Here is a 24282-nt window from a genome sequence, read left to right on the forward strand (position 1 = left end):
CGTCTGACCTATCACATAATTTTTCTATTACGACAATGAAAAGACTTTTTTCTTCTTTCCGATACAAAGCCGCTTTGGCGGCGGTGATGCTGAGTGTTTCGGCTTGCACCGACAAATTTGACGAAATGAATACCAATCCCAACGCTCCTGCCACGGCAACGGCCGACCTGTTTTTGCCGCACGGCATTCAGAGTGCAGTAGATGTTTATTGGGGTGGTTCGTTGGGAATGGACATTGGTAACTTGATTTCGCAGTATTGGGCTCGCATCCAATACACCGACATTGACCAGTATTCTATCTCAAGCAGTGTGTATAGTGATGCTTGGCAGACATTCCACATCGAGGCCCTGGCCGACTACCAACGTATTTATAAGATGGGAGCGGAGATTAAAAACCCTAATTACCAAGCTGTGGCCATCATTATGCGTTCTTGGGTGTTTTCATTATTGACGGATATTTACGGAGATATTCCATATTCTAAGTCGCTTCAAGGGCTGGAAGGTGAGTTGCAACCTGCGTACGACACCCAAAAAGACGTGTACGCGGGTTTAATCAAAGACCTCAAAACGGCTAACGACATGATTGATGCAACTGACAGAACCAAGGCGATTGCGGGTGATATTTTGTTTGCCAATGATCTTACCAAATGGAAAAAATTTGCCAATTCCTTGAGCCTTCGCTTGTTGAATCGGATGTTGAGCAAAACCGACGCAGCCATTGATGTAAAGGCGGAAATCAACCGAATTTTGAGCGACCCTGCTAAGTACCCAGTAATTGGCTCAGTGTCGGAGAATATTCAGTTAAATTACATCGACGCAACAAACAACAACAACCCGATTAACCAAAACCGCAAAACGCGCGACGACCACCGCATAAGTGCTACATTGGTGACAAAATTGGCGGCCTTGAAAGATGCGCGCTTGGCGGTGTATGCCGACAAACCTGCCGATGGAGGAGATTATAAAGGCGTACCAAACGGGCTGTCGAATGCCGATGCCAATGCATTAGGCTTATCGAAAACGTCGAAAGTTGGAGCGTTTTTTGTGAGCGCGACAGCACCAGGCGTAATCATGTCTTATGCAGAATTGTTGTTTATCAAAGCCGAAATGGCCTACAAAGGTATCACAGCTGCGGGCGACGTGGCTACTAACTATACCAATGCCATTACGGCTTCGCATAGCCAATATAAACTTACCGTGGGGGCTAACTACTTAGCCGCCAACGCGCTTAAATCAGGAACTGATGGTTACAAACAAATCATGGAACAAAAATGGATTGCGTTGTTTGGTCAAGGAATAGAGTCATGGACAGAGTTTCGTCGTACGGGCATTCCTGAATTAAAGCCATCAGTAATCAACGTAAACGGTGGCGTTATTCCAACGCGTTTGCCCTATCCAGGTTCGGAAGAATCGCTGAATTATACCAATTTTAGTGCGGCGTTGAAAGCTCAGGGAGGCGTCAACGACATGAAGCTGAAACTTTGGTTTGCCAAGTAAGTGATTCATACATACATTGTTCTCTCCAAAAACCCCAGCTCTTTAGGTTGTGGGTTTTTGGCAATTTGCTGATAATTAGGTTTTTTTGATTGTTCACTTGTTTCTCAATAAACTATTTAACCATTCCCATGAAATACCTTTTCCGTTCCACCCTTTCTGCCTGTTTGGCGGCGGCGACTTTTACCGTTTCGGCACAAGATGACGCAGCTTTGCTAAAAAAAGCAAAAAAAATCCACGACAAAGCTTTTACGCTAGATACGCACGCCGACACGCCGATGCTGCTGGCCCGCGGAGGATTTGACATCACCAAAGACAACGACGCCCGCACGACCAACAGCAAAGTGGATTATCCACGCATGGTTCGTGGTGGCTTAGATGCCATCTTTTTTGCGGTGTATTTGGGGCAAGGTCCACGCACGCCCGAAGGCCACGAAACGGCTAAAAAACGGGCATTGGAGATTTTTGATGCGGTTCATACCTCGCTAAAAAATACGAGCTCAATGGCCGCCTTGGCTACAACGCCCGAAGAGGCCATTAAGATTGGTAAAACGGGTAAACGCGCGATTTTTATTGGGGTAGAAAACGGCTACACCATCGGTCACGACTTGGGTATGCTGCAAAAATTTTACGATTTGGGCACGCGTTATATGACGCTTTGTCATTCGAGCAACAACGACATCTGTGATTCGTCCACCGATCCAAAAGGGGCGGAATACCAAGGGTTGAGCCCGTTGGGTGAGCAAGTAGTGAAAGAAATGAACCGCTTAGGGATGATTATTGACGTATCGCACGTGTCAGACTCTACTTTTTACGATGTCGTTCGCCTGTCGAAAGTGCCCGTGGTAGCGACGCACTCAGGAGCTAAGGCTATTTGTAATCACCCTCGTAACCTCACCGACGATATGCTAAAAGCATTGGCTAAAAACGGCGGTGTTGTTCAACTCAACTTGTTGAGCGATTACGTTAAAACCATTCCTCCAAGTGCCGAAAGAGAAGCGGCGATGAAGGCATTATATACCAAATACAACATCAAAGATCGTCGTGGAATGATGACCTTGCCCGAAGCTGAACAACAAAAAGCCCGTGCCGATTTTATGGAGTTGAACAAAAAATACCCTGTTCAGTTGGCTACGGTCAAAGATGCCATTGATCACATCGACCACATGGTGAAGCTCATCGGTATCGACCACGTAGGAATGGGTGCCGACTTCGACGGTGGTGGCGCTTTGGCCGACTGCTTCGACGTAAGTCAATACGAAAACATGACCATCGAACTTGTGCGTCGCGGCTATTCAAAAAAAGACATTGAGAAAATTTGGAGCGGCAATTTCTTCCGCGTGATGAAAGCCGTAGAAAAAGGCAAAACGGGCGAAGTGAGCCTGAAATAAAAGTAAGTGAGACAACAACGAAAATGAAAAGAGTCGGGCAGTTGCTCGACTCTTTTTTTGTAAAATAAACCCACCTTCCCGAAAGTTTTAAAACTTTCGGGAAGGTAGTGGCATAATTTTTTGCTATTATTGATACTTACCAACGACGATTAATGATGCTGCCTATGTTGTTTTTACGTTCAAAATTACCCCAATTTGTTTTCCTTTTTCTCTTGATAATCGGCTCCTTTGCTGTTCATAGTCAGTCACTTTCTGGGATTAAATTGCCTTCTTTTTCTGAAGACACCCTGAACCGTGTCTCGATGCGAGGAATGTTCTCGCAACTTAATAACACGGCCACCATCAGCGACTGTAAAACGGGGAAAATTGTGCACGTTTTGCCCCAAAAAGCCTATAAAGACCTCATGGAGGCGTACCAAGAAGTGAAACAAACGGGTGAAAATAGAATGTACGTCGAAATACAAGGGTATTTTAATGACAATCGTTCTGAAAAACTCATTGTTGAAGAACTGCGTTTTTACGAAAATACCTCGGTTTGCCCTTCAGTTGCCAAATCTTACATTGCCCGTATGAAGGCTGACTTTGTCGAATATGGTGAAATGACCGTCGGTTGGGGGATTAAACTGGGTATTGCGGCGCTGATACTTATTTTGGGATTTGGGCTGATTAATTTTTTAGATAAACCGCTCAAGTCGTTTATTGACAAACGCAGTACCATCGATCCCTCCGTCAAGAGCTTTTTAAAGAGTTTGTTATTTATCAGCCTCCGAATTACGCTCATTATGATTGCGGGTGGTTTTTTAGGGATTCGGGTGACGGGGATTGTGGCCCTGTTTAGTGCGGCTACGTTGGCCATTGGTTTTGCCCTGCAGGGGAGTTTATCCAATTTTGCGGGAGGCTTTATCATCTTGTTGATGAAGCAATTTAAGGTGGGAGAAAAAATCACCGCCCAAGGCTACACGGGGCAAGTGCGTGATATTTTGATGTTTAATACCGTTTTGGATACGGGTGATGGCCGTCGGGTGATGATTCCTAACGGACCACTGCTCAACAGTACCATTATTAATCATACCCGAGCGGGATACGAAAAACGGGTACTGAAGATTTTTACCACTTCTGACGTAGATACGGAGCACCTAAAAGCCATTATTTTGGACCAAATGGGCACCCTTAACGATGAAACATTGAAGCTTGCCCCCGATGTAAAAGTAACCGATTGGAACGGCGACCGCCTCGAAATCACCTTGTCGTACCAAACACCTGCGGCACTGAGCGGAGGGGTTTATGAAAAGGTCATTCAACAAATGAACAACCGCCTGCGTGCAGAGGGAATCAAACTATATCCTTCCATGACTACGACCTAGTCGCTATCAAAACACTTTTTGATTATTTGGAAGTCAGTTCATTAGATAATTCTTTGGAAGGTTTTCCTACAGTGACGCGTAACCAAGCTGAGGCTGTTATCGAGCTGGCAGCCAATTTGTTATATAACTCTACGCATCACTATGAAGCTGCTGCTTGACGAAAATATTGACGTGCGCATAGGGGTGGTATTTCGGTTAGTTGTCATAGCTTCAAAACAGTCAATTAAAAACGTTTCGAACAGCTATGAAAAAGTCATTAGTCATCTTTTTGTTTGCGCTTCTTGCCTCTCTCCAATCGTGTGTTTTTATTTCAGAAGGCACACTTACGCCCCTTGATCCTACGTCCCAAACTTTCAATCTCCGCGATTTTGACCAGCTCGAAATGGGCAATGCCTTTGACATCCACGTCCGCCAGTCGGGGCAGTTCAGCATTTCGGTGCGGGGCGACCGCCGCGACGTTCAAGATTTGGACGTGTATGTTGACCGCTCAGGTAAGTTGGTGATGAAATACCGAAACTGGCGCGTTCGCCGCTACGACATGGAAGTGGACATTACGATGCCTACCCTTACCGAAGTGGATTTCTCGGGAGCTACAACTTCTACCATCGAGGGTTTTACCAACGGCCGTACGCTCGACGTCGAACTATCGGGCGCCTCGAAGTCGGTGATTGATAGCGATTGGGACCGTGTTAATGTGGATTTGTCGGGTGCCTCTAATCTTACTTTGCTTGGGCAAGGGCTTACAATTGCGGGCGAGTTGTCAGGAGCTTCACGCTTGGATGCCTTCGACTATCCCGTTGATAACGTCGATTTAGATCTTTCGGGAGGAAGCAACGCCCGTGTATTGGTGGGCAAAACCTTGAGAGTCAACGCCAGCGGAGGAAGTACATTGCGCTACCGTGGCACGCCCGAATTGCGCTCCAATATTTCGGGTGGAAGCACCGTAAAGCCAGATTAAGCCAAAAAATTCCTACCTTTGTGGTTCTTAATTGAAGCCGTTATCGGTTATCGGTTATCAGTTATCCGTAGAATATGCGGTTTACTATTAACGGCTAACGGTTAACGGCAATTTAAAAAAATTGCCCAATGAACTACAAAGAGTATAAAGGTCTGGACTACGCGCAGGTAGGGAAAGAAATCCTGCAGTTCTGGAAAGAAAATCAAATATTCGAAAAATCAGTCGAAGTACGGGAAGGGTCGCCGTCATTTACGTTTTACGAAGGGCCACCATCGGCCAACGGGACGCCTGGGATTCACCACGTAATGGCCCGTACCATCAAAGATATTTTCTGCCGCTACAAAACCCTTCAAGGCTACCAAGTGAAGCGTAAAGGGGGCTGGGATACGCACGGCCTGCCGATTGAGCTTCAAGTAGAAAAAGAATTGGGCATTCGCAAAGACGACATTGGGGTAAAAATCAGCATCGAAGACTACAACAAAAAGTGCCGCGAGGCCGTCATGCGTTTTACCGATTTGTGGCTCACCATGACCGAAAAAATGGGGTATTGGGTGGACATGGACGACCCGTACGTGACCTACAAAAACGACTACATCGAAACGCTTTGGTGGTTGCTCAAGCAGCTCTACGACCAGGGGCTTTTGTACAAAGGTTATACCATTCAGCCTTATTCTCCAGCGGCGGGTACGGGGCTTAGTTCGCACGAGTTGAACCAGCCTGGTACGTATAAAGACGTAAAAGACACCACCATCGTTGCCCAGTTTAAAGTAAAATTGACGGGTAAATCGGCCTATTTGTTTGACACAGCCGACAGCGATGAAGTGTACATTCTAGCATGGACGACGACGCCTTGGACGCTTCCTGCAAACTCCGCCTTGACCGTAGGAAAAGACATTATGTACGTCCTTATCAAAACCTTTAATCCATATACTTTTTTGCCCATCAATGTGGTGTTAGCAAAAGATTTGGTGGGGAAATATTTCTCGGAAAAAGGCAAAGACGGCGATTTTGTAGCCTATAAAGACGGCGACAAAGTGATTCCGTGGTCGGTATTGATGGAGTTTAAAGGTGAACACCTCGAAGACATTCAGTACGAGCAATTGTTGCCTTACGTGCAGCCGCTCCAAGATGCCGACAAAGCTTTCCGCGTTATTTTGGGCGATTTCGTCACGACCGAAGACGGTACGGGGGTAGTGCATACCTCTCCTACTTTTGGCGCGGATGACTTCCGCGTGGCGAAAGCCAACGGCGTACCTGCCATCATGGTGCGCGACGAAAGCGGCAAAGAAGTACCTATCGTTGACCGTCAAGGGCGTTTTGTCAAAGAAGTCGGCGAATTTGGTGGGCGTTTTGTCAAAGAAGAATACTACTCGACCGAAGAACGCAACGAGCCTGATTTCCGCCCGACGGATGTGCTTATCGCCATCAAATTGAAAGAAGAAAATCGTGCCTTTAAAGTGGAAAAATACGAGCACCCTTACCCACACTGCTGGCGTACGGACAAGCCTGTGTTGTACTACCCACTCGATAGCTGGTTTATTGCTACGACCAAGAAAAAAGACCGCTTGGTAGAACTCAACAAAACCATCAATTGGAATCCTGAAAGCACAGGAACGGGGCGTTTTGGAAACTGGCTCGAAAACCTTGTGGACTGGAACCTTAGCCGTAGCCGCTACTGGGGTACGCCTCTGCCGATTTGGCGCAGCGAAACGGGCGAAGAAGCTTGCATCGGTTCGGTAGAAGAGCTAACCAATGAACTCCAAAAGGCGATTGATAGCGGCGCACTTAGCCCTGAGCAACAAGCCAAGAATGAGTCGTTTCTGCAATCAAAAGGCACGGAAGCCTTTGATTTGCACCGCCCCTACGTGGACGAAATCTTTTTGGTATCGGCCTCGGGCAAAGTGATGTTTCGTGAGCCTGACCTCATCGACGTGTGGTTTGACTCGGGAGCGATGCCGTATGCGCAGTTCCACTTCCCGTTTGAAAACCTCGACAAGTATCCACAAAGCATGGGCGGTACGGCAAGCGATAGCAAAACGTCGTTCCCTGCCGACTTCATCTCCGAAGGAGTTGACCAAACGCGCGGTTGGTTTTTTACCCTCCATGCCATCGCTGGATTGCTGTTTGACTCGGTTTCGTTTGAAAACGTTGTTTCGACGGGCTTGGTGTTGGACAAAAACGGCAATAAAATGTCGAAACGTTTGGGCAATGCCATCGACCCGTTTGATACCATTGATAAATACGGCCCCGATGCGACGCGCTGGTACATGATTACCAATGCTGAGCCGTGGGACAACCTCAAGTTTAACCTCGACGGTATCGCCGAAGTACAGCGGAAATTCTTTGGAACGCTGTTCAATACCTATAATTTCTTTGCTTTGTACGCCAATCTCGACGGCTACAAAGTAGAACAGTTTAACCGCGTTCCGCGCGAACAATTGAGCGAGCTTGACCGCTGGATTATTTCAAAGGTCTATACCCTTGTGAAAAACGTGGGTGAGCAGTTTGATGGATACAATCCTACAAAAGCGGGGCGCTTGATTCAAGATTTTGTGTGCGACGACCTTTCTAACTGGTACGTTCGTCTCAATCGCCGCCGTTTTTGGCAAGGAGAAATGACCGATGACAAGCGCGCTGCGTACGAAACCCTCCAACATTGTTTGGCGGCAGTGGCGCAGTTGATGTCGCCGATTGCGCCTTTCTTTGCCGATTGGCTCTATCGTAATCTAACCGACCACGTACGTGTTGAATCAATCGAAAAAAATACGCCGTTCAAACACGAATCGGTGCATTTTACTGAATGGCATACGTACGACGAGTTCTGGGTAGATGCCGAGTTGGAGCAATCAATGCAATTGGCGCAAGACATTTGTTCGTTGGTACACTCGTTGCGGAAAGGGCACAAAATAAAGGTGCGCCAGCCGTTGACCAAAGTGTTGATTCCTGTTTTGAGCGACAAAGTTCGGGAGCAAATTGAGCACGTAGCACCTATCATCATGAGCGAGGTCAACGTTAAAAGCGTTGAGTTTGTGAGCGATGATTCGGGCATTTTGAAAAAGAAAATCAAGCCAAACTTCAAGGCACTTGGGCCTAAGTACGGCAAAAATATGAAGGCAGTGGGCGAAGTAATCAACGCCATGAATGAAGAGCAAATCCGCGAAATCGAAAGAAACGGAAAAGTGACTCTTACTGGCGGTGATACGACGTTTGAGATTCTTTTGGCAGAAATCGAAATCTTGACCGAAGACGTACCAGGTTGGTTGGTCGCAAGCCAAGGCAGCCTCACCGTGGCGCTTGACGTGACCATCACCGAGGAATTGCGCCGTGAAGGAATTGCGCGTGACGTAGTAAACCGCATCCAAAACCTCCGTAAAGACAGTGGTTTTGAAGTAACGGACAAAATCGCTATTCAGTTGGAAAACAACAACGAAGAGCTTGCCGACGCCGTTGAGACCAACAAAAACTACATCTGTCAAGAAGTCCAAGCCGTTCAACTCGACCTCGTTGCTGACCTCAATGGCAGTGCTTCCGAAATCGAAATGGACGAGTTTTTACTCAAAGTGAAGATTGAAGTAGTGTAATTCGTTAATTGCGTTCGGGTGATAGCCCGAACGCAATTCTTTAAAATTTAACCAATAATTCGGCTTGTTCGCGGAGAAGTTTATTGATGAGTGGGTCAATGACTTCCCCATCGACAAAATTCTTTTTCATAAACGGAATTTTGACCCGCTGGGCAAGTACGTGCATTCCCAAATAGCTAAAGACGTCGATTAAGTGGCTCAGTGCCAAAGCCGACCCTTGCACGCCATCCGAAATTCCGACCAACGCTGCCTTCTTGTGAAGCAGCTCGCTAGGGTAGCCAAGCCCGTCGATAAATACTTTGAGCGCCCCAGGAAAAGAACCGTTGTACTCGGGGACGATGAAAACATATTTATCAGATTCCTTCATTAGTTGGCGATATACATTAAAAGACTCATTTTTGCCGTTGTTTTCGTATAAAGCCGATCGAATGAAATCATCGGGTAGGTCTGCAATATCTAAAATCTGACTTTCGGTATGGAGTTCAGAGAGCAGCTTTTGGTAAAAAATAGCCACCTGCTTCGATTTAGAACGGCGGCGATTTGTACCTACAACAATGGTAATCATAGAGTTTTGGAGAAAATATTTTTAAATGTAACTCAAAACTTACCGTAAATTGTTCTGAAAAAGTTAACCAAATTGCGATTTCTCAAAAAACTATCTACACATGGCTCGTTTTTCTCGTCTTCACGTATATCAAACTTTACTCGATGTTCCTATTGTTCCACTTTTCAGCAGCCAAGACCTTGATGTTTGCAAAAACGTCCTAAGCGCGTGTTACAAGGCTGGAATTCGGGTATTTGAACTGACCAACCGTGGAGATTTTGCCCATGAATTGTTTGCAGAGTTGGTAAAAACCGCCCGTACCGATTATCCCGATTTGATTTTAGGCGTGGGAACTATCATCGACCCTGCTACGGCGGCCCTGTATTTGCAGTTAGGCGCCAATTTTATCGTCAGCCCAAGTTTTGATGCCGACGTTGCCAAAGTATGTAACCTCCGAAAAATAGGCTATTTGCCAGGTTGTGCCACGTTGACCGAAATCTCAACGGCTGAGTCATGGGGTGTAGAAATCATTAAATTGTTTCCAGGCGACACACTTGGGCCTTCCTTTGTGAAAGCCTTAAAAGCACCCATGCCGTGGACGACTGTACTTGTGACGGGCGGAGTAGAACCAACCGAAGAAAGCCTAAAAACATGGTTTGGCGCAGGAGCAGACGCGGTAGGTATTGGCTCGCGCTTGCTTACTCCTGAAATTCTCCAAAAGAAAGACTGGGAAGCCCTCGAACATCGCGTAAAAAACGCCCTAGCGTTAGTTTGCTAAGGGTTTCTCTTGTGTGGAGGGTTTCTCAAAACCCGCTCTCGTGTGCTAAGGGTTTCTCAAAACCCGCCTCTCGTGTGCTGAGGGTTTCTCAAAACCCGCTCTCTTGTGTGCTGAGGGTTTCTCAAAACCCAACCCTGTGTGTCCCAAAACAAAAACTTTGAAGTAGATTCCAACCATTTTAGCTTCTACAGCGTCATAAAGTCAGAACGGATTGCATGAAAGATGAACGTACGCTAGTTGAGGGGTGTCGAAATAAAGACCGCATCGCCCAACGAACGCTCTATGAGCGCTTCGCTGGACGGATGTTTGCGGTCTGTCAGCGCTATACCCGTAGCCGTTTTGAGGCCGAAGACGTACTTCAAGAAGCATTTGTGAAAGTTTTTACGCAAATACACACCTTTCGTTACGATTGTCCGTTGGAGGCATGGATTAAAAGAATCATGATAAATACGGCGATTTCGTACTTACGTAAGGAAAAAGCCTATCTAGACCAAGCCGATGTGGACGACTATGCCGATGCGGTTTCGGAGGGCGAAACGACCGTTTCGGGCATGGAATACCAACAACTCCTAGGCATGGTGCGTGAGCTGCCTGCGGGGTGTCAGTCGGTCTTTAATCTGTATGCCATTGAAGGTTACCAACATAATGAAATCGCTCAGATGTTGGGGATTTCGGAGGGAACATCCAAATCGCAGTATGCTCGGGCAAAACAGCTTTTACAAGCCAAAATTTTAGAAACGAATAATACGAACTCTTCGTAGAGAGTGAAAGAAGTGAGGAAAAAAACAAAGAGTTTGTACATCAATTGAATACTACAACCAACATGGCTTCTTCGGAAGAACATACATTTGAAAACGAATGGCGGCGACGTTTCGACGACGCTTCTGAGACGCCCCCACCTGCTTTGTGGGAGCGCATAGAGGCGCGCTTGGATGAGGAGGAAGAAGAGCGCGTCATGGTGATTCCTTTCTGGCAACGGACACAACAACTTCGCTGGGTGGCCGCGGCTAGTGTTACCGCTTTGCTTTTGGCCGTGGGCGGATGGTGGCTAAAAAACAACCTTCCCGAAAAATCAGTGGCGGCTTCGACGGAGTTGGCCCAACAACCACGCGCTACAGAAACCACTAAATCGGAAAACCTAAGTGTGCCATCAGCCAAAGCAAATGAACCAACAACAAGTTTGGCTGCGAAGAGCGAACCTGTTGCGGCTGACGGTGTTGCAGAGACGCCAACGAAAGTGACACGGGCAAAAGAACAAGTTGCTGCTGCACCTTTGTTGGGAGAAACTGCTCGGCTTATGGCTAGTTCGTCTAAAAGAAATAGAGCCCAAAAAGTAAGAGAGGCGAGACAAGAATCGAAGCAGCCCGTTGTTACACCAGCTTTGAATTTGCCCATTTCTGAAAAAACGATAGCTTTAGCAACGACTCAAAATTCAACGCCTAACAGCGGAGAAAAAATAAGTGCGAGAAGCGGGGTATCAGCCGAATTGCCAGCGACAGCGATTTCAGAGGGAGCTCTGACTACTTCCCCGTTGGAAACAAAAGTAAGCCCTGAAATGACATTGGCGTTTTTAGAAAGTAAACAAATGCGTCAATTGTTGGGGCATCCAAAGCGTCAACCTTGGGTAGCTGTCCCTTCAGAACCTACCGACTTTGTAGAGCCCAAACAGTTGCCTAAAGAATACTGGGCGTCGGTGGGAGTGATGCCAGCAAGCTATAATGCAGGGGTTGAAATCGGCGGAAGGGGAATGCTGGCTGCTGCAAGCAACACGCCTTTATATAACAATTCGGCGTCGTTTAACAACTCCGCACGAACTTCTTCTGGTACTAACCGCTCGGCGCTTTCGTACGCTTTTCAGTGGCAAGGGGGAGTGCAGTTATCCTCACGTTGGTCGTTGGAAAGCGGAATCAATTACCTTCAAGGAAACTCTATTTACCAAGGAGTGAATGCGTTTAGTACGTTGAGTAACAGTTATATCAATAGTCTTGAAAGTGCTGTTAATTTGAGTGATAACAACATACCTCGCTACGATTTTGCAACGATTGGCTCAGACAAATCACTCGTACAAACCTTAACTACAACGCAGGATATTAGCAACTCATATCAGTTTTTACAAGTGCCAGTTCAAACGGGTTTTGCGCTTATTAAACCCAAACGCAAGTTTTCATTGTGGCTTTTGGGGGGAGTTATTAATAATATTTTCTTGAAAAACTCTTTCCAAACGGGGCAAGATAACATGGTGACAGTAACTGGTAACGACAGCCCTTATCGTCGCTTGTCGTTTGCGGCAACAACGGGTATGCGCCTTCAATATAAAGTAAACAAACGTTGGACTACCTTGTTGTCAGGGAATTATCAGCGGTCGGTAGGTTCAACAACCCGAGCCAATGCAGCTTTCCAAGCTCGTCCTCAGCTCATGGGTGTAGGCGCGGGAGTTCGTTATGGATTTTAGTCAAGCTTTTTGGGCAAACTGTACCATGGTTGTGGTCGGCTTGCCAAGTTCTTTCCACGTACTTTGAGCAGCGAATGGCTCTGGGTGTTCTATCATTGATTTGATGACATGATAACCGTAGTCGGCTTGGCGGTTTAGTAGTCCTGCTACTTTTAAAACCCACAGCGGTAGTTTTGCCGTTTTTAAAGAACGCTTGGTGTAATGTGCTCGATAGATTTCTGCGGCTTCGTCAACCGTCAGCGCTTCTGGCCCTTGTACTACATATTCTTTGCTTTGGCTGGAAAGAATCAAGAAAGACTGCGCTACTTGTTTCCCATAATCAGCTCCTGCAATCCAGTAATTTTTCACAAGGGGAGTCCCTGCCAATAAAATCCTGCCACTTTGAACCATTCGTTCGGGGAAAGTTTCCATAAACGACGATGGGTAAAAGATTGTGTAAGGAATGCCCGTCGCTTTGATGCGCTGAATGGCTTCTCGTTTCCAGTCAAAAATCCACCACTGAAATCCTTGATAAGCTTGGATGATGGAAGATAAATACGCAATGCGCTGAATCGGAAATTCACCAACGACCGACAGAATGTTTTGGAGACCGTCGCGTTCGCCAATAAAGTCGGAAGGGCGAGCCGTTTGCTCAAATGAAAGGCTCAAATAGATTCCTTCGGCTCCTTCTAGCGCCTTACGAATGGCCGACGTGTCAGCCAAATCTCCTTTGATTAAAGTGACCGCTGCGGGTAAGGTTTCTTTTGCTTTTTGTGGGTTTCGTACCAAAGCAGTTACCTCAAAACCTGCCTCTACAAGCGCATGTACAACGGGTTTCCCCAATAAGCCTGTAGCTCCAAAAACGGTGATTTTTTTCATCTAAATGAGCGTCATTTTATTTCTTATTCCCAAGTAAAACTTCAGGCGCCACCATTACTCTAGAGTTTTCAGAAGCATTTTCGAGGTTGAGAACACCACGCGGGCATACGGCAGAACAAATGCCACAGCCCACACAGGACGACCGTACGATGTCCTGGCCGCGTTGGGCATAAGCACGTACGTCGATGCCCATCTCGCAGTAGGTCGAGCAGTTGCCGCAAGAGATGCACTGACCGCCGTTGGTGGTAATGCGAAAACGTGATTTTTTTCGCTGCCACATACCAAGGTACGCCGCCAACGGGCATCCAAAACGGCACCAAACGCGGTTGCCCATCATTGGATATAAACCCGTTCCGACAACGCCCGCAAAAATGCCTCCAATCCAAAAACCATACAATGAACGTACGCTGTAACTATCAATAAAAAGTACCGTAGAAGAACCGCTAAAGTAGGTGTATAACACCATGACTGTCATCACCACTGCCGCGCCCAACACCGCATGAATGAGGTAACGCTCAATTTTCCAGGCGGCCAAAGATTTATCTGAAAGTTGTCGATAAGGATCGCCGAGGGTTTCGGCCAAGCCGCCACAGCCACAAACCCACGAGCAGTACCAGCGTTTTCCAAAAAAATAAGTCAAAATAGGTACGCCTACGACGAATAACACGATGCCCCAAACCAGCATAAAAATACCCAAATTCCCGCTTTGGAGAATGCTGTTGAGGTTATAATCGAAGAAAAAGTCGTAGTCGAGCGGCCAAATGTTTTTGAAGTCGAAATAAGGCTTATTGAGGCTGACTAAGATTTCGGGCAGAAGAAAGGCGACGGCCGTTTGAAAAAATACTACTGACACCGTTCTCACTTGCTGGTAGCGGTTGTGGCGGTATTTGATGGCCATTCTTACCCCCATCACCAACACACAAACCGTATAAATAAACCCATATAGAAACCACCGACTCGCCTCGGCACCGTTGAGTATTCGACTGATGGGGTCAACGAGCATCGTCCAGTTGACCAAGTATTGAGGATAGTAATACAGCGTAATGTAAAAAAGAATGAGAAATGCCCCGATACCTTTGGCTATCCACCCACGGTTGGTTGAAGCATCTTGAAAAATACCGTTGTTTTTATTGCCTGCCAATTGGATAAGTGCGGGAAGAATAAACAAGAGAGCCCCAACGATAACCAGCCCAAAGGAGAGTCCAAACCACAACCAAGGTTGTTGTTTGAGCGGGCCTGAGGCGGCGGCTTTGGTGATTGCAAAGCTGTATTCATCGTAGATGACTTTGTCCCATTGTTGGGCATTGCGGTACTCGCTATTAAGGTTGTTGAGAATGGTATCAAAGGCATACGTAAACTCCCAACCCGATTGGAAGGTTTTTTGAACCAAAGGCTGCAACCGTACGCCCAGTGTAGCTTGGTGTTCGGGTTTTAGATGGGAAGAAATCAGGGTAGGAGTAAGGGTAAAGTCATTGAGGGTAAGGGTGTATAGCCACAACCCAAAACCAGCTAAAAGTAGATACAAGCCTAACCGAGAGAGACGTGCCATTTTCTTCAAGTATTTATGGCGAAGATACGGGAAAACCTTCACCTTCCCGAAGGTTGGTAGTAAACCCTCTCGAAAGTTTTAAAACTTTCGAGAGGGCGAAAAAACAAAAAGCGCGAGACAGGTTGCCTCGCGCTTTAGCGTATAGTACAAAGTGATGTTTACAAAATTGCTTCCGCCAACACCAATACTTTATTGTTTAATACTTCTACCACACCACCATCTACGGTAAAGGTTTCTTTGCCGTTACCTTCAATGATGATACTGCCTTTTCCAAGTGTACTTACAAGGGCGGCGTGGTTGTTCAAAATTTGAAACTGACCTTCCGTACCAGGAAATGTTACCGCAGTAGCCTCACCTGAAAAGACTTTTTTGTCGGGAGTGATGATTTCTAATGTCATAGTGTATCAATTTGAAAATTTGAAAATTTGAAAATTAAAATTTCTAATCTCAAATTTTCAAATCAACTCATTTTCAAATTATTTGCCAGCCGCTTCTTTCAACAAACGCTCACCTTTTTCGATAGCATCTTCGATGGTACCAACCAAGTTGAAGGCCGACTCAGGAAGGTGATCGTAAGCTCCGTCGATGATTTGGTTAAAGCCTTTGATGGTATCGTTGATATCAACCAATACACCTTTCAAACCTGTAAACTGCTCGGCTACGAAGAATGGTTGTGACAAGAAACGTTGTACACGACGAGCGCGGTTTACCGTTTGCTTATCTTCTTCCGACAATTCTTCCATACCCAAGATGGCGATGATGTCTTGCAATTCTTTGTAGCGTTGCAAGATTTGTTTTACGCGCTGTGCACAGTTGTAGTGTGCATCACCAAGGGTTTCGGCCGAAAGAATACGGCTTGTTGAATCTAGTGGATCTACCGCAGGATAGATACCCAACTCAGCAATTTTACGGCTCAATACCGTTGTTGCGTCCAAGTGGGCAAATGTCGTTGCTGGAGCAGGGTCAGTCAAGTCATCGGCAGGTACGTAAACGGCCTGTACAGATGTAATTGAACCACGTTTTGTTGACGTGATACGCTCTTGCATGGCACCCATTTCCGTAGCAAGTGTAGGTTGGTAACCTACCGCTGATGGCATACGTCCTAAAAGGGCTGATACCTCAGAACCTGCTTGTGTAAAGCGGAAGATGTTATCAATAAAGAAAAGAATATCGCGGCCTTGGCCTGTACCGTCTCCGTCGCGGAAGTACTCAGCGATTGTCAAACCTGACAATGCCACACGAGCACGCGCTCCTGGAGGTTCGTTCATCTGACCAAACACGAACGTAGCTTGTGAATCTTTGAGTACGTCGTAGTCAACTTTGCTCAAATCCCAGCCACCTTCTTCCATGCTGTGTTTGAAGCCTTCTCCGTATTTCATGATACCAGCTTCAATCATTTCACGCATAAGGTCGTTTCCTTCACGTGTACGCTCACCCACCCCTGCAAATACCGACAAACCTGCGTATGCCTTTGCAATGTTGTTGATAAGCTCTTGAATCAATACGGTTTTACCTACACCCGCACCACCAAAGAGACCGATTTTCCCCCCTTTTACGTAAGGAGCCAACAAGTCGATTACTTTGATACCTGTATAAAGTACTTCGGTAGCAGTTGCCAAATCCTCAAACTTAGGAGCAGCGCGGTGAATCGAAAGTCCGTTTGACTTATCAACAGGCTTTAGTCCGTCGATAGGATCACCTACTACGTTAAATAGACGGCCTTTGATATCGTCGCCGATGGGCATCAAGATGGGGCCACCCATGTTTGTTACTTCCATTCCACGTTGGATACCTTCTGTACTATCCATCGCGATGGTGCGCACGCGGTCTTCGCCAAGGTGCTGCTGACATTCCAAAACTACCGTTTGTCCGTTGGGCTTGGTTACTGCCAAAGCGTCAAGGATAGCTGGTAAGCGATTGCCTTCCCCTTCAAAACTCACGTCCACAACGGGGCCAATCACCTGCGTTACTTTGCCTATGCTTGTTGTGTTTGCCATTATTTGTTAAATAAGCGTTATCAGTTATCTGTTGTCCGTTAATGTTATCGTTACCCGCTAATTTTGAAGGAATTCCACTCAACGGATACGCGGATAACTATTAACTCATCCTTTCAGGCCGCAAAATTAGGCGTTTGTTTTCTGAAACCCAAAATCAGTTATCTCTATTTTGGATATTTTTTATAGAAATGACCTATTTTATCGAAAAATGTTGTGCGAAAACGAGTTTGACCCACAAATGGAAGCATTACAAATCCAAATCTTAACAAACAAATTAAAGAGGTTGACTGTTGATTTAGCCGTATTTTGTTAGTAACCTTGTAAAAGTTACCACTCCTACTGCTTGAAACTCTATTTGCAACTATCGGCGAGCTTCCTGCTCATGGCAACCTTGCTTCCGTTTGTCCGAAGTGATTATTGGACTTTTCGGGTAGTAGAATTTCCGCGTTTGCAGAAATTTTTCCTTGGGCTAGTGGTGCTTGGTTTGTATGCCACTGTCATGTCGGTGGCGTCGTGGTTGGATTGGGGAGTGGTTGTATCGCTCGTAGCGATGCTGGGATACTTGGCTTGGCAAGTGTATCCGTTTACGCCTTTTGCCCCAAAACAACTCATTAAAACGCGCATCATCAACGCCGACCGCACTTTGAGTTTGATGATGTGGAACGTGTATCAGTACAACCGCAATGCTGCCCGTTTTCTTCGACTTGCCCAAAAGGTAGATTCTGACGTTATTTTATTGGCGGAGACAGACTTGTGGTGGCAAGAAAATGTGCGCTCCTTGGAAGAAAAGTACCCGCACCTAGTGCATGTTCCGTTGGAAAATACTTATGGAATGCTTCTTTACTCCAAACTACCGCTGCTGGAGGCAAAGGTGCATTATTTGGTTGAAGAAGGTATTCCTTCGATTCATGCCAAAATACAGCTTCGTTCGGCCGAAGAAGTACAATTGTTTTGTATTCATCCGACCCCGCCCGTTCCACAAGAAAATCCCCGCTCGACGGAAAGAGATAAAGAACTATTACTCATTGCCGAACTTGCCAAAACGAGTACAAAGCCTGTTGTTGTTTGCGGAGATTTGAACGACGTAGCGTGGAGTTACACCACCGATTTGTTTCAGAAAATGAGCGGCTTACTCGACCCGCGCCGTGGCAGAGGTTTCTTCAATACTTTTCATGCTAAAATTCCTTTTTTGCGTTTTCCGCTCGATCACGTTTTTTGTTCCACCGATTTTACACTCATCAAAGTAGCTCGCCTTCAAAACAGTGGTTCCGATCATTTTCCGATGTACATAAAACTACAGTACGAACCTAAGGCTGTTTTGGTACACGACGAGCCGCAGCCGACAGCGGAAGAAGAGCAAGTAGCCCAAGAAAAGATAGAGAAAGAAACGCGAGATGAAGGTCCCGCTACTGAATAGGTCGTTACCTTCGTAATATGATTCGGAAGGTAGTGCCTTTGCCTACTTCGGACGATTTGACGTATAATTTCCCGCCGTGGTATTCCTCCACTATCCGTTTGGCCAGCGTTAGACCTAGCCCCCAGCCTCGTTTTTTGGTACTTACACCAGGTTTAAAAACTTTTTGCCAACTGCCGCGCGGAATCCCTTTTCCCGTATCACTGATGTCGATAGCTACTTCTTGCTTGTTGAGGGCAAACATTCGGACGTTAAGCTCACCTGCGCCCGTCATGGCATCGACGGCATTTTTACAAATATTTTCGACCACCCATTCAAACAGATTGCGGTTGAGGTACATCGAGCGCTCAGTGTCTAACTCGTTGATAAACTGTAGTTTGACTTTTGTAGAAATGCGCCGCTTGAGGTAATCTAAGAATGGGCCGAGGACTTCGACCATCTTTTCGTACTTCATGGTAGGAGCCGAACCGATGCTGGAAAAACGGGCCGTAATCATTTCGAGTCGGTTGATGTCCTTCTCAATTTCGCGGGTGTATTCTTCAGGATAGCGGTCGGGGTCGGTTCGGAAAAATGACACCCAACCCATCAACGACGCAATGGGCGTGCCCAGCTGGTGAGCAGTTTCCTTAGCGAGCCCTACCCATACGCGGTTTTGTTCGGCAGCCCTTGATGAACTGAAAATGAGGTACGCCAAAAATGCCAACACGAGCAAGCTTAGAAGCTGGGCGTAGGGGTAATAGCGCATTTGTACCAACAGGGGAGAGTCGCTGTAATAAATGTATTGTTTTGTCCCCATGACGTCAACCACAATAGGAGGATTTTCCTCTTTCATTTCTTCAAAGGCTTCCTTCAAAAGTTTGGTGTGTTCAGCTTCCGAAACGTTGCTGGGAATGTCGAGATTGATGTCACCCTGGGGGAGCATGTCTTCACTGACCAATACCGTAGGGATTCGACTCTGTTTGATATTTTCCCTGACGATTTCGAAAAGTTTGGTGTAATCTTCGGTTAAGTCGGGGTGATTGGCTTGGTATTCAATAAGTTGCGCAAATATGGCGAGTTGCCGATGCTCGCGGGTATCGAGGTTGTCAACGATGTTGTAGGTATAAAAAATCGAAGCGATGCCGATAAGCGCCAAGTTGACACCAATAAATAATTGGTACACGTTTTTTTGGCTGTAAATGTCTATCGTTGGAAATTTCATGGGGGATACCGAAATTTTTTTTGTAAAATAAGTACAACAGAAGCATCTAATTGCTTTTGTAAGTCGTATGTAATATTGAACGAAAAATCAAAAAGTAAACATATACCTTGTGAATTGGGCTGTCAAAGGAAAAAGTTTTTAACGACTATCCAAAATATGACAAAAATCAGTTTTACAACCCGTATAAAGTCATCTTTTGAATTTTGAAAATGGTTCTAATTGCGGTGTAACTTCTTTTAGTAGTTTATACTCATTCTAAATTATTTTTTACTCGGATTTTAATTCTTCAAAACGCGTTGTTTGAGGTAACTTTGTGAACTTTTTTCTGGCAAGTGACATGGAATATTTACAGTTTAGAAGCGTTGGCATTTCGTATAAAACAGCCCCACTAGAGATTCGTGAGCAAATTGCATTAAATGAAGATGAAGCCAAAGGCTTGATGCTCAAAGTGCAAGAGTTCTTCGGTGGGACAGATATTTTGGTGGTTTCGACTTGTAACCGTACTGAAATCTATTACAATGCAGCGGCCAATTACAACGTTGATATTGCTAAATTACTTCTTATTCAAAAGGGTTTAACCAATACCGAAGCCTATCTCTCTTATTTCATAGACTATACCGAGCAAAACCAAGCTGCTCGTCACTTGTTTGAAGTAGCCACGGGGCTCCACTCGCAAGTAGTAGGCGATATGCAAATTCCGAACCAAGTAAAACACGCCTATCAGTGGTCGGTTGACTTGGGCATGGCGGGGCCATTTTTGCACCGTTTGCTTCACACTATTTTCTTTGCCAACAAGCGCGTTGCTCAAGAAACGTCCTTCCGCGATGGTGCCGCTTCTACTTCGTACGTGGCAGTAGAGTTAATCGAACACGCAACTGCGTTGAAAGCAAATCCGTCGATTCTGGTATTGGGCGTTGGGGAAATTGGAACCGACGTTTGCCGCAATTTGAAAGAAAAAGAATACACAAATATCACGGTAGTTAACCGTACTCGGGCTAAAGCGGAGCAGCTGGCCAATGAGCTTGGTTTTGGCGTGGCTGATTTTGAGAATGTAGAAGAGGAAATCCTCAAAGCAGACGTGGTGATTTCGTCGATTTTGCGCGATGAGCCTTTTATCAATAAAGCCCTTCTTCAAAAGAAATCACTTCATTCGTTCAAATATGTGGTCGATTTGTCGGTACCTCGCAGCGTGTCTTCGGATGCGGAGCAAGTCCCTGGGGTAATTGTGTATAACATCGATAATATTCAGGCCAAAGCCAACGAAGCGCTTGACCGTCGTTTGGCGTCGGTACCGCAGGTGCAAACAATCATCGAACAAGCCCTCGATGAGTTTAGCGATTGGTCGAAAGAAATGGTGGTGTCACCGACGATTCAAAAGCTGAAAAATGCCCTTGAGCAGATTCGTCAGGAGGAAATGGCGCGTTTTATGAAAAACTTGAACGAGGACGAAGCCGCCAAAATTGACAAGATTACGTCGAGCATGATGCAAAAAATCATCAAGCTGCCCGTGCTTCAACTAAAAGCTGCCTGTAAACGTGGCGAAGCAGAGACGTTGATTGACGTGCTAAACGACTTATTCAACCTTGAGCAACAACCAGAACGGCGTTAGTCTTTCTTGAGTTTACTGTTTTAGGTTTCGGGTTTACTGTTTTAGGTTTCTTTTTGCTTGTTTGCCTTTATTCGGGTTGTGAGCAACCCTTAGCACGTGTGAGCAACCCTCAGCACGGGCTCTACTTCACTTTTCCGTATTTTTTCAAAATTTCGAGTGTTTTAGCAATGGGCAATCGCTCGATGGTATGTCCTTGGTGGCCTTTGGTCGTTTGAGCCATAAACAACGAATTGATGATGGCTTCTTCGGTGGCTTCCATCGCGGCTAGAAACAACGGTGAGGTGTCGTCGTTGCGCAGGAGAGGGTACGTTTCGAGCGGAGAGCTGGATTCGTGCGGAATCCGATACGCTGTCGAAAAGGCAATAACGTAATCTCCGCTGCCGTTGGCCATAATTCCTCCTGTTTTTCCTAATCCTAACAAGGCGCGTTTTGCCAAGCGTTTGAGGTTTCGAGCGTCTAAGGGGGCATCGGTAGCTACTACAATCATGCAAGAACCATCGCCCGATTTATCGAGGGTTTCTTTGAACGAATACTTACCCAATTCCACGCCAACGGGTGCGCCTGCCACTTCCAAAACCCCACCAAAATTGGTTTGTACCAAAACGCCCACTGTATAGCCTCCCAGTTTTTGGGGGAGCTTGCGTGATGACGTCCCAATTCCCCCTTTCCAGCCAAAACATACCGTACCCGTTCCTGCTCCCACGCAGCCTTCTTCTTGGTTGGTAGTTGTGGCGCGTTGGATGGCTTGAAGGACATCGGAGGTTTTGACGTGGCGACCTCGTATGTCATTTAAGTAACTATCGTTGGTCTCACCGACGACGGGATTCACCGACCGTACATTTTCGTTTCCTTTTTGTTGCAACGTCCAATCCACCAAGGCAGCACTGCCAGCAGGGACGCTCAATGTGTTGGTCAGTACGATAGGCGTTTCGAGGTTGCCCAATTCAGTGACTTGGCTATAACCCGCCAATTTGCCAAAGCCATTCCCTAACTCAATCGCAGCGGGTACTTTTTGTTGAAAAAGGTTGCCGTCGTGCGGTAAAATGGCCGTAACTCCCGTTCGGACGCTGTCACCAACGGACAGGGTCGTATGGCCTACTTTAACGCCATTGACGTCGGTAATGGCATTTAGTTTACCCGTGGGAAGTACCCCGATTCTTAATCCTAAATCGCGAGCACGCTGGGCTTTTCCGTAAAAAGAGAACGAAAATGCCACCATAAGGAGGAGTAGTCTAAAACCTAACATGATTTTTTAGCAGTATTTAGAAAAGACAAAGGCCTGATTTGGTAACAAGGAAGTAATTAAAGAAATAAGCCGAATAAAATGGAGATGTAAAATAAATTTTCTTGAAAATATGCAATTAAACGTTGATATGATTTAAGTTTTTCTTGGATAAGTATAGAAATAAAGCAATTATTTGAGGAGACGTAAAATCATTGGTGTAATTTTGCGTTTAATTCAATCAGATGAGATTTTGAAGCTACCATGAGATATTCCATTCATTTCTTTTTCCTGTTATTTATTCATTTTCAGACAATCGTATGCGCCCAAGACAATCGCTCTAATTTCCACATTGAGCTGCCTAATGAGCCAAACTGGAATGTGGTGCATGAAGGAAGTCGTATTGAGTTTCGCCTAAAAACGTTGGGAGGAAAGTCTGATTCCCTGATTTATTTTACGGTAAAACAGGGTTTGTTGGACGATATGAAGTTTGATTCGACGGGGTATTTTGAGTGGGTGCCCTCGTACGACTTGGCTGATCGAACCGATACCCAAAGGTCGATTCAGTTGATTGTAGAGGCAAAGAATGGCCATAATGAAACGGCGACCCGCTCGTTTGATTTGAGGGTCATTCACGTCAATCGGCCTCCGCAAATTGATATTCTAAAACCTTTTTATGTTCAAAACCGTACGCAAAACATCTATCAGATTGATGCCAATGCGTTGAAGGATGAAGACAACGACCCGCTCGCGATTATTCCCGTTACGGAAAGTTTGCCCGAAGGAGCAAAGCTATCAGCAGCGGGCGAATTGACGTGGCATCCTTCGATGACTCAATTCAACAGTTTGAAAAATAAACCCATCTACATTGACTTTTACGTAGAAGATCAACCAAGCAAAGCGCGGGCCAAAGGGCGCCTTAAATTAGAGGCTACTCAAATGGACTTACCACCCGATATCATTCAAATTCCGAAGGGAGATGCCTTCAAGGCAAAGGAAAATACAACCATTAATTTGAAGTTTTTCTTGTCAGACCCTAACGGTGACGATGACATCGAAGCTTTTGATTTTGTGACGGATAATCCCGACGTACCTTCCAAAGCGTTGGTGAAAAACACCAATAATCAATACGAGTTCATCTGGACGCCCACCTATGATTTTGTAAAAGATCCGCACGATTCGTTGACGTTTTATATCAACTTTTTTGTGTTGGACAAAGAGCAAAATCGAAAAGAACAGAAGATTCGGTTTACGATTATGAATGCGGTCAACGAAATCGAGCGAGACCGTCAGTTGTACGTTTTGTACCGAAACGCATTGGTAGAAGCGTGGAACTTGGTAACGCAGCTTTCTGAAAAAGAGCAAGAACTCAAAAGAGCGTACTTAAAAGCCAAAAAGGGAAAGAAAAACCGTTCGATGGTCAATGCGTCGTTGGGGGCTACTACAGGTTTGTCGCCTGCATTGATAAAGACGGCTCAGACTAAAACCATTGTAACGGCAATCGGTGGAACGACCATTGCCACAATCGGGGCGTTGGAAGCGGCCGAAGTAATTGGAAAACCACTGCGTGATTTGCTTGACCGTTATAATTATGTGTTGGAAAAGAAAATAGAGATTCAGAACAAAGGCGATGTTTTTGCGCGGGAGTTTGCACTGAAAGCAGCCCGTCGTCAAAATGATTATGCCAAAAAACGTGACGAATTTAGGGCAGCTTTGGCCATTAAAGGCTTAGTAACGCTGGATTTGGATGCGGGTTGGGAGAATAAAAAGGAAGCAACTGACAAGGCAATTGGAAATACCTTTAAGGATTTTACGCCGCTGGAAGTAGGAAATCGTTACCGTCCACAGTAAGTATCCTGCTATCATTTTTT

The 24282-nt window shown here is 45.9% G+C and carries 18 protein-coding genes; 11 read left to right on the top strand and 7 right to left on the bottom strand.

The annotated features are described in order from the left end of the window. Positions 1-35 precede the first annotated feature (35 nt). The 5 genes from DTQ70_RS25105 to ileS all read left to right on the top strand — a co-directional run bounded on the left by DTQ70_RS25105 (position 36) and on the right by ileS (position 8787). Positions 36-1496: a SusD/RagB family nutrient-binding outer membrane lipoprotein gene (locus tag DTQ70_RS25105; RefSeq protein ID WP_122933342.1), complete on the top strand. Its 1461-nt coding sequence runs from the start codon at positions 36-38 to the stop codon at positions 1494-1496. A gap of 128 nt (positions 1497-1624) precedes the next feature. Next, entirely contained in the window at positions 1625-2884 is a 1260-nt protein-coding gene (locus DTQ70_RS25110; protein ID WP_122933343.1) for a dipeptidase, read from the top strand. Between the two features lie 263 nt (positions 2885-3147). Next, on the top strand, positions 3148-4248 hold the full coding sequence (locus DTQ70_RS25115) for a mechanosensitive ion channel domain-containing protein (protein WP_164490200.1): 1101 nt from the start codon (positions 3148-3150) through the stop codon (positions 4246-4248). Positions 4249-4492: 244 nt separating this feature from the next. After that, positions 4493-5206: a head GIN domain-containing protein gene (locus DTQ70_RS25125; RefSeq protein ID WP_122933345.1), complete on the top strand. Its 714-nt coding sequence runs from the start codon at positions 4493-4495 to the stop codon at positions 5204-5206. 128 nt (positions 5207-5334) lie between these two features. After that, positions 5335-8787: an isoleucine--tRNA ligase gene (gene ileS / locus DTQ70_RS25130; protein ID WP_122933346.1), complete on the top strand. Its 3453-nt coding sequence runs from the start codon at positions 5335-5337 to the stop codon at positions 8785-8787. Positions 8788-8827: 40 nt separating this feature from the next. Here the strand turns inward: ileS and DTQ70_RS25135 are convergent, their stop codons facing one another. Then, on the bottom strand, positions 8828-9352 hold the full coding sequence (locus DTQ70_RS25135; protein WP_122933347.1) for an NADPH-dependent FMN reductase: 525 nt from the start codon (positions 9350-9352) through the stop codon (positions 8828-8830). A 100-nt stretch (positions 9353-9452) separates the two neighbouring features. Here DTQ70_RS25135 and DTQ70_RS25140 point away from each other — a divergent pair, with 100 nt between their 5' ends. The 3 genes from DTQ70_RS25140 to DTQ70_RS25150 all read left to right on the top strand — a co-directional run bounded on the left by DTQ70_RS25140 (position 9453) and on the right by DTQ70_RS25150 (position 12561). Next, positions 9453-10109 carry a bifunctional 4-hydroxy-2-oxoglutarate aldolase/2-dehydro-3-deoxy-phosphogluconate aldolase gene (locus DTQ70_RS25140; protein WP_122933348.1) on the top strand — a complete coding sequence of 219 codons (657 nt, stop codon included), beginning with the start codon at positions 9453-9455 and terminating at the stop codon, positions 10107-10109. A 215-nt stretch (positions 10110-10324) separates the two neighbouring features. After that, a complete protein-coding gene (locus tag DTQ70_RS25145) occupies positions 10325-10870 on the top strand; it encodes an RNA polymerase sigma factor (protein WP_122933349.1) in 546 nt (181 codons plus the stop codon). A 44-nt stretch (positions 10871-10914) separates the two neighbouring features. After that, entirely contained in the window at positions 10915-12561 is a 1647-nt protein-coding gene (locus DTQ70_RS25150) for an anti-sigma factor (protein ID WP_164490201.1), read from the top strand. Here the strand turns inward: DTQ70_RS25150 and DTQ70_RS25155 are convergent, their stop codons facing one another. The 4 genes from DTQ70_RS25155 to atpD all read right to left on the bottom strand — a co-directional run bounded on the left by DTQ70_RS25155 (position 12562) and on the right by atpD (position 16965). Beyond that, positions 12562-13419, bottom strand: a complete 858-nt coding sequence (locus DTQ70_RS25155; protein ID WP_122933351.1) for an SDR family oxidoreductase — start codon at positions 13417-13419, stop codon at positions 12562-12564. Between the two features lie 16 nt (positions 13420-13435). After that, positions 13436-14968, bottom strand: coding sequence for a 4Fe-4S binding protein (locus tag DTQ70_RS25160; RefSeq protein ID WP_122933352.1), 1533 nt, complete (start codon positions 14966-14968; stop codon positions 13436-13438). Between the two features lie 158 nt (positions 14969-15126). After that, the gene (gene atpC, locus DTQ70_RS25165) at positions 15127-15366 is read right to left on the bottom strand and encodes an ATP synthase F1 subunit epsilon (protein ID WP_028525889.1); all 240 of its coding nucleotides are present in this window, start codon (positions 15364-15366) and stop codon (positions 15127-15129) included. A 78-nt stretch (positions 15367-15444) separates the two neighbouring features. Next, the gene (atpD, locus tag DTQ70_RS25170) at positions 15445-16965 is read right to left on the bottom strand and encodes a F0F1 ATP synthase subunit beta (RefSeq protein ID WP_122933353.1); all 1521 of its coding nucleotides are present in this window, start codon (positions 16963-16965) and stop codon (positions 15445-15447) included. Positions 16966-17308: 343 nt separating this feature from the next. Between atpD and DTQ70_RS25175 the strand changes: the two genes are divergently transcribed. After that, the gene (locus DTQ70_RS25175; RefSeq protein WP_122933354.1) at positions 17309-18382 is read left to right on the top strand and encodes an endonuclease/exonuclease/phosphatase family protein; all 1074 of its coding nucleotides are present in this window, start codon (positions 17309-17311) and stop codon (positions 18380-18382) included. A 4-nt stretch (positions 18383-18386) separates the two neighbouring features. On the opposite strand, the gene DTQ70_RS25180 is transcribed toward DTQ70_RS25175, so the two are convergent. Continuing rightward, the gene (locus tag DTQ70_RS25180) at positions 18387-19580 is read right to left on the bottom strand and encodes an ATP-binding protein (RefSeq protein WP_122933355.1); all 1194 of its coding nucleotides are present in this window, start codon (positions 19578-19580) and stop codon (positions 18387-18389) included. Between the two features lie 337 nt (positions 19581-19917). Here DTQ70_RS25180 and hemA point away from each other — a divergent pair, with 337 nt between their 5' ends. Further along, a complete protein-coding gene (gene hemA, locus DTQ70_RS25185) occupies positions 19918-21189 on the top strand; it encodes a glutamyl-tRNA reductase (RefSeq protein WP_122933356.1) in 1272 nt (423 codons plus the stop codon). 121 nt (positions 21190-21310) lie between these two features. Here hemA and DTQ70_RS25190 read toward each other — a convergent pair whose 3' ends face one another. Beyond that, positions 21311-22408 (bottom strand): P1 family peptidase, encoded by a 1098-nt coding sequence (locus DTQ70_RS25190; RefSeq protein WP_409050433.1) that lies wholly within the window; start codon positions 22406-22408, stop codon positions 21311-21313. Between the two features lie 267 nt (positions 22409-22675). On the opposite strand from DTQ70_RS25190, the gene DTQ70_RS25195 reads away from it, so the two are divergent. Then, the gene (locus tag DTQ70_RS25195) at positions 22676-24262 is read left to right on the top strand and encodes a hypothetical protein (RefSeq protein ID WP_122933358.1); all 1587 of its coding nucleotides are present in this window, start codon (positions 22676-22678) and stop codon (positions 24260-24262) included. The last annotated feature ends 20 nt before the right edge of the window (positions 24263-24282 follow it).

The sequence above is a fragment of the Runella sp. SP2 genome (assembly GCF_003711225.1).
In the GTDB taxonomy this organism is placed as follows: Bacteria; Bacteroidota; Bacteroidia; order Cytophagales; family Spirosomataceae; genus Runella.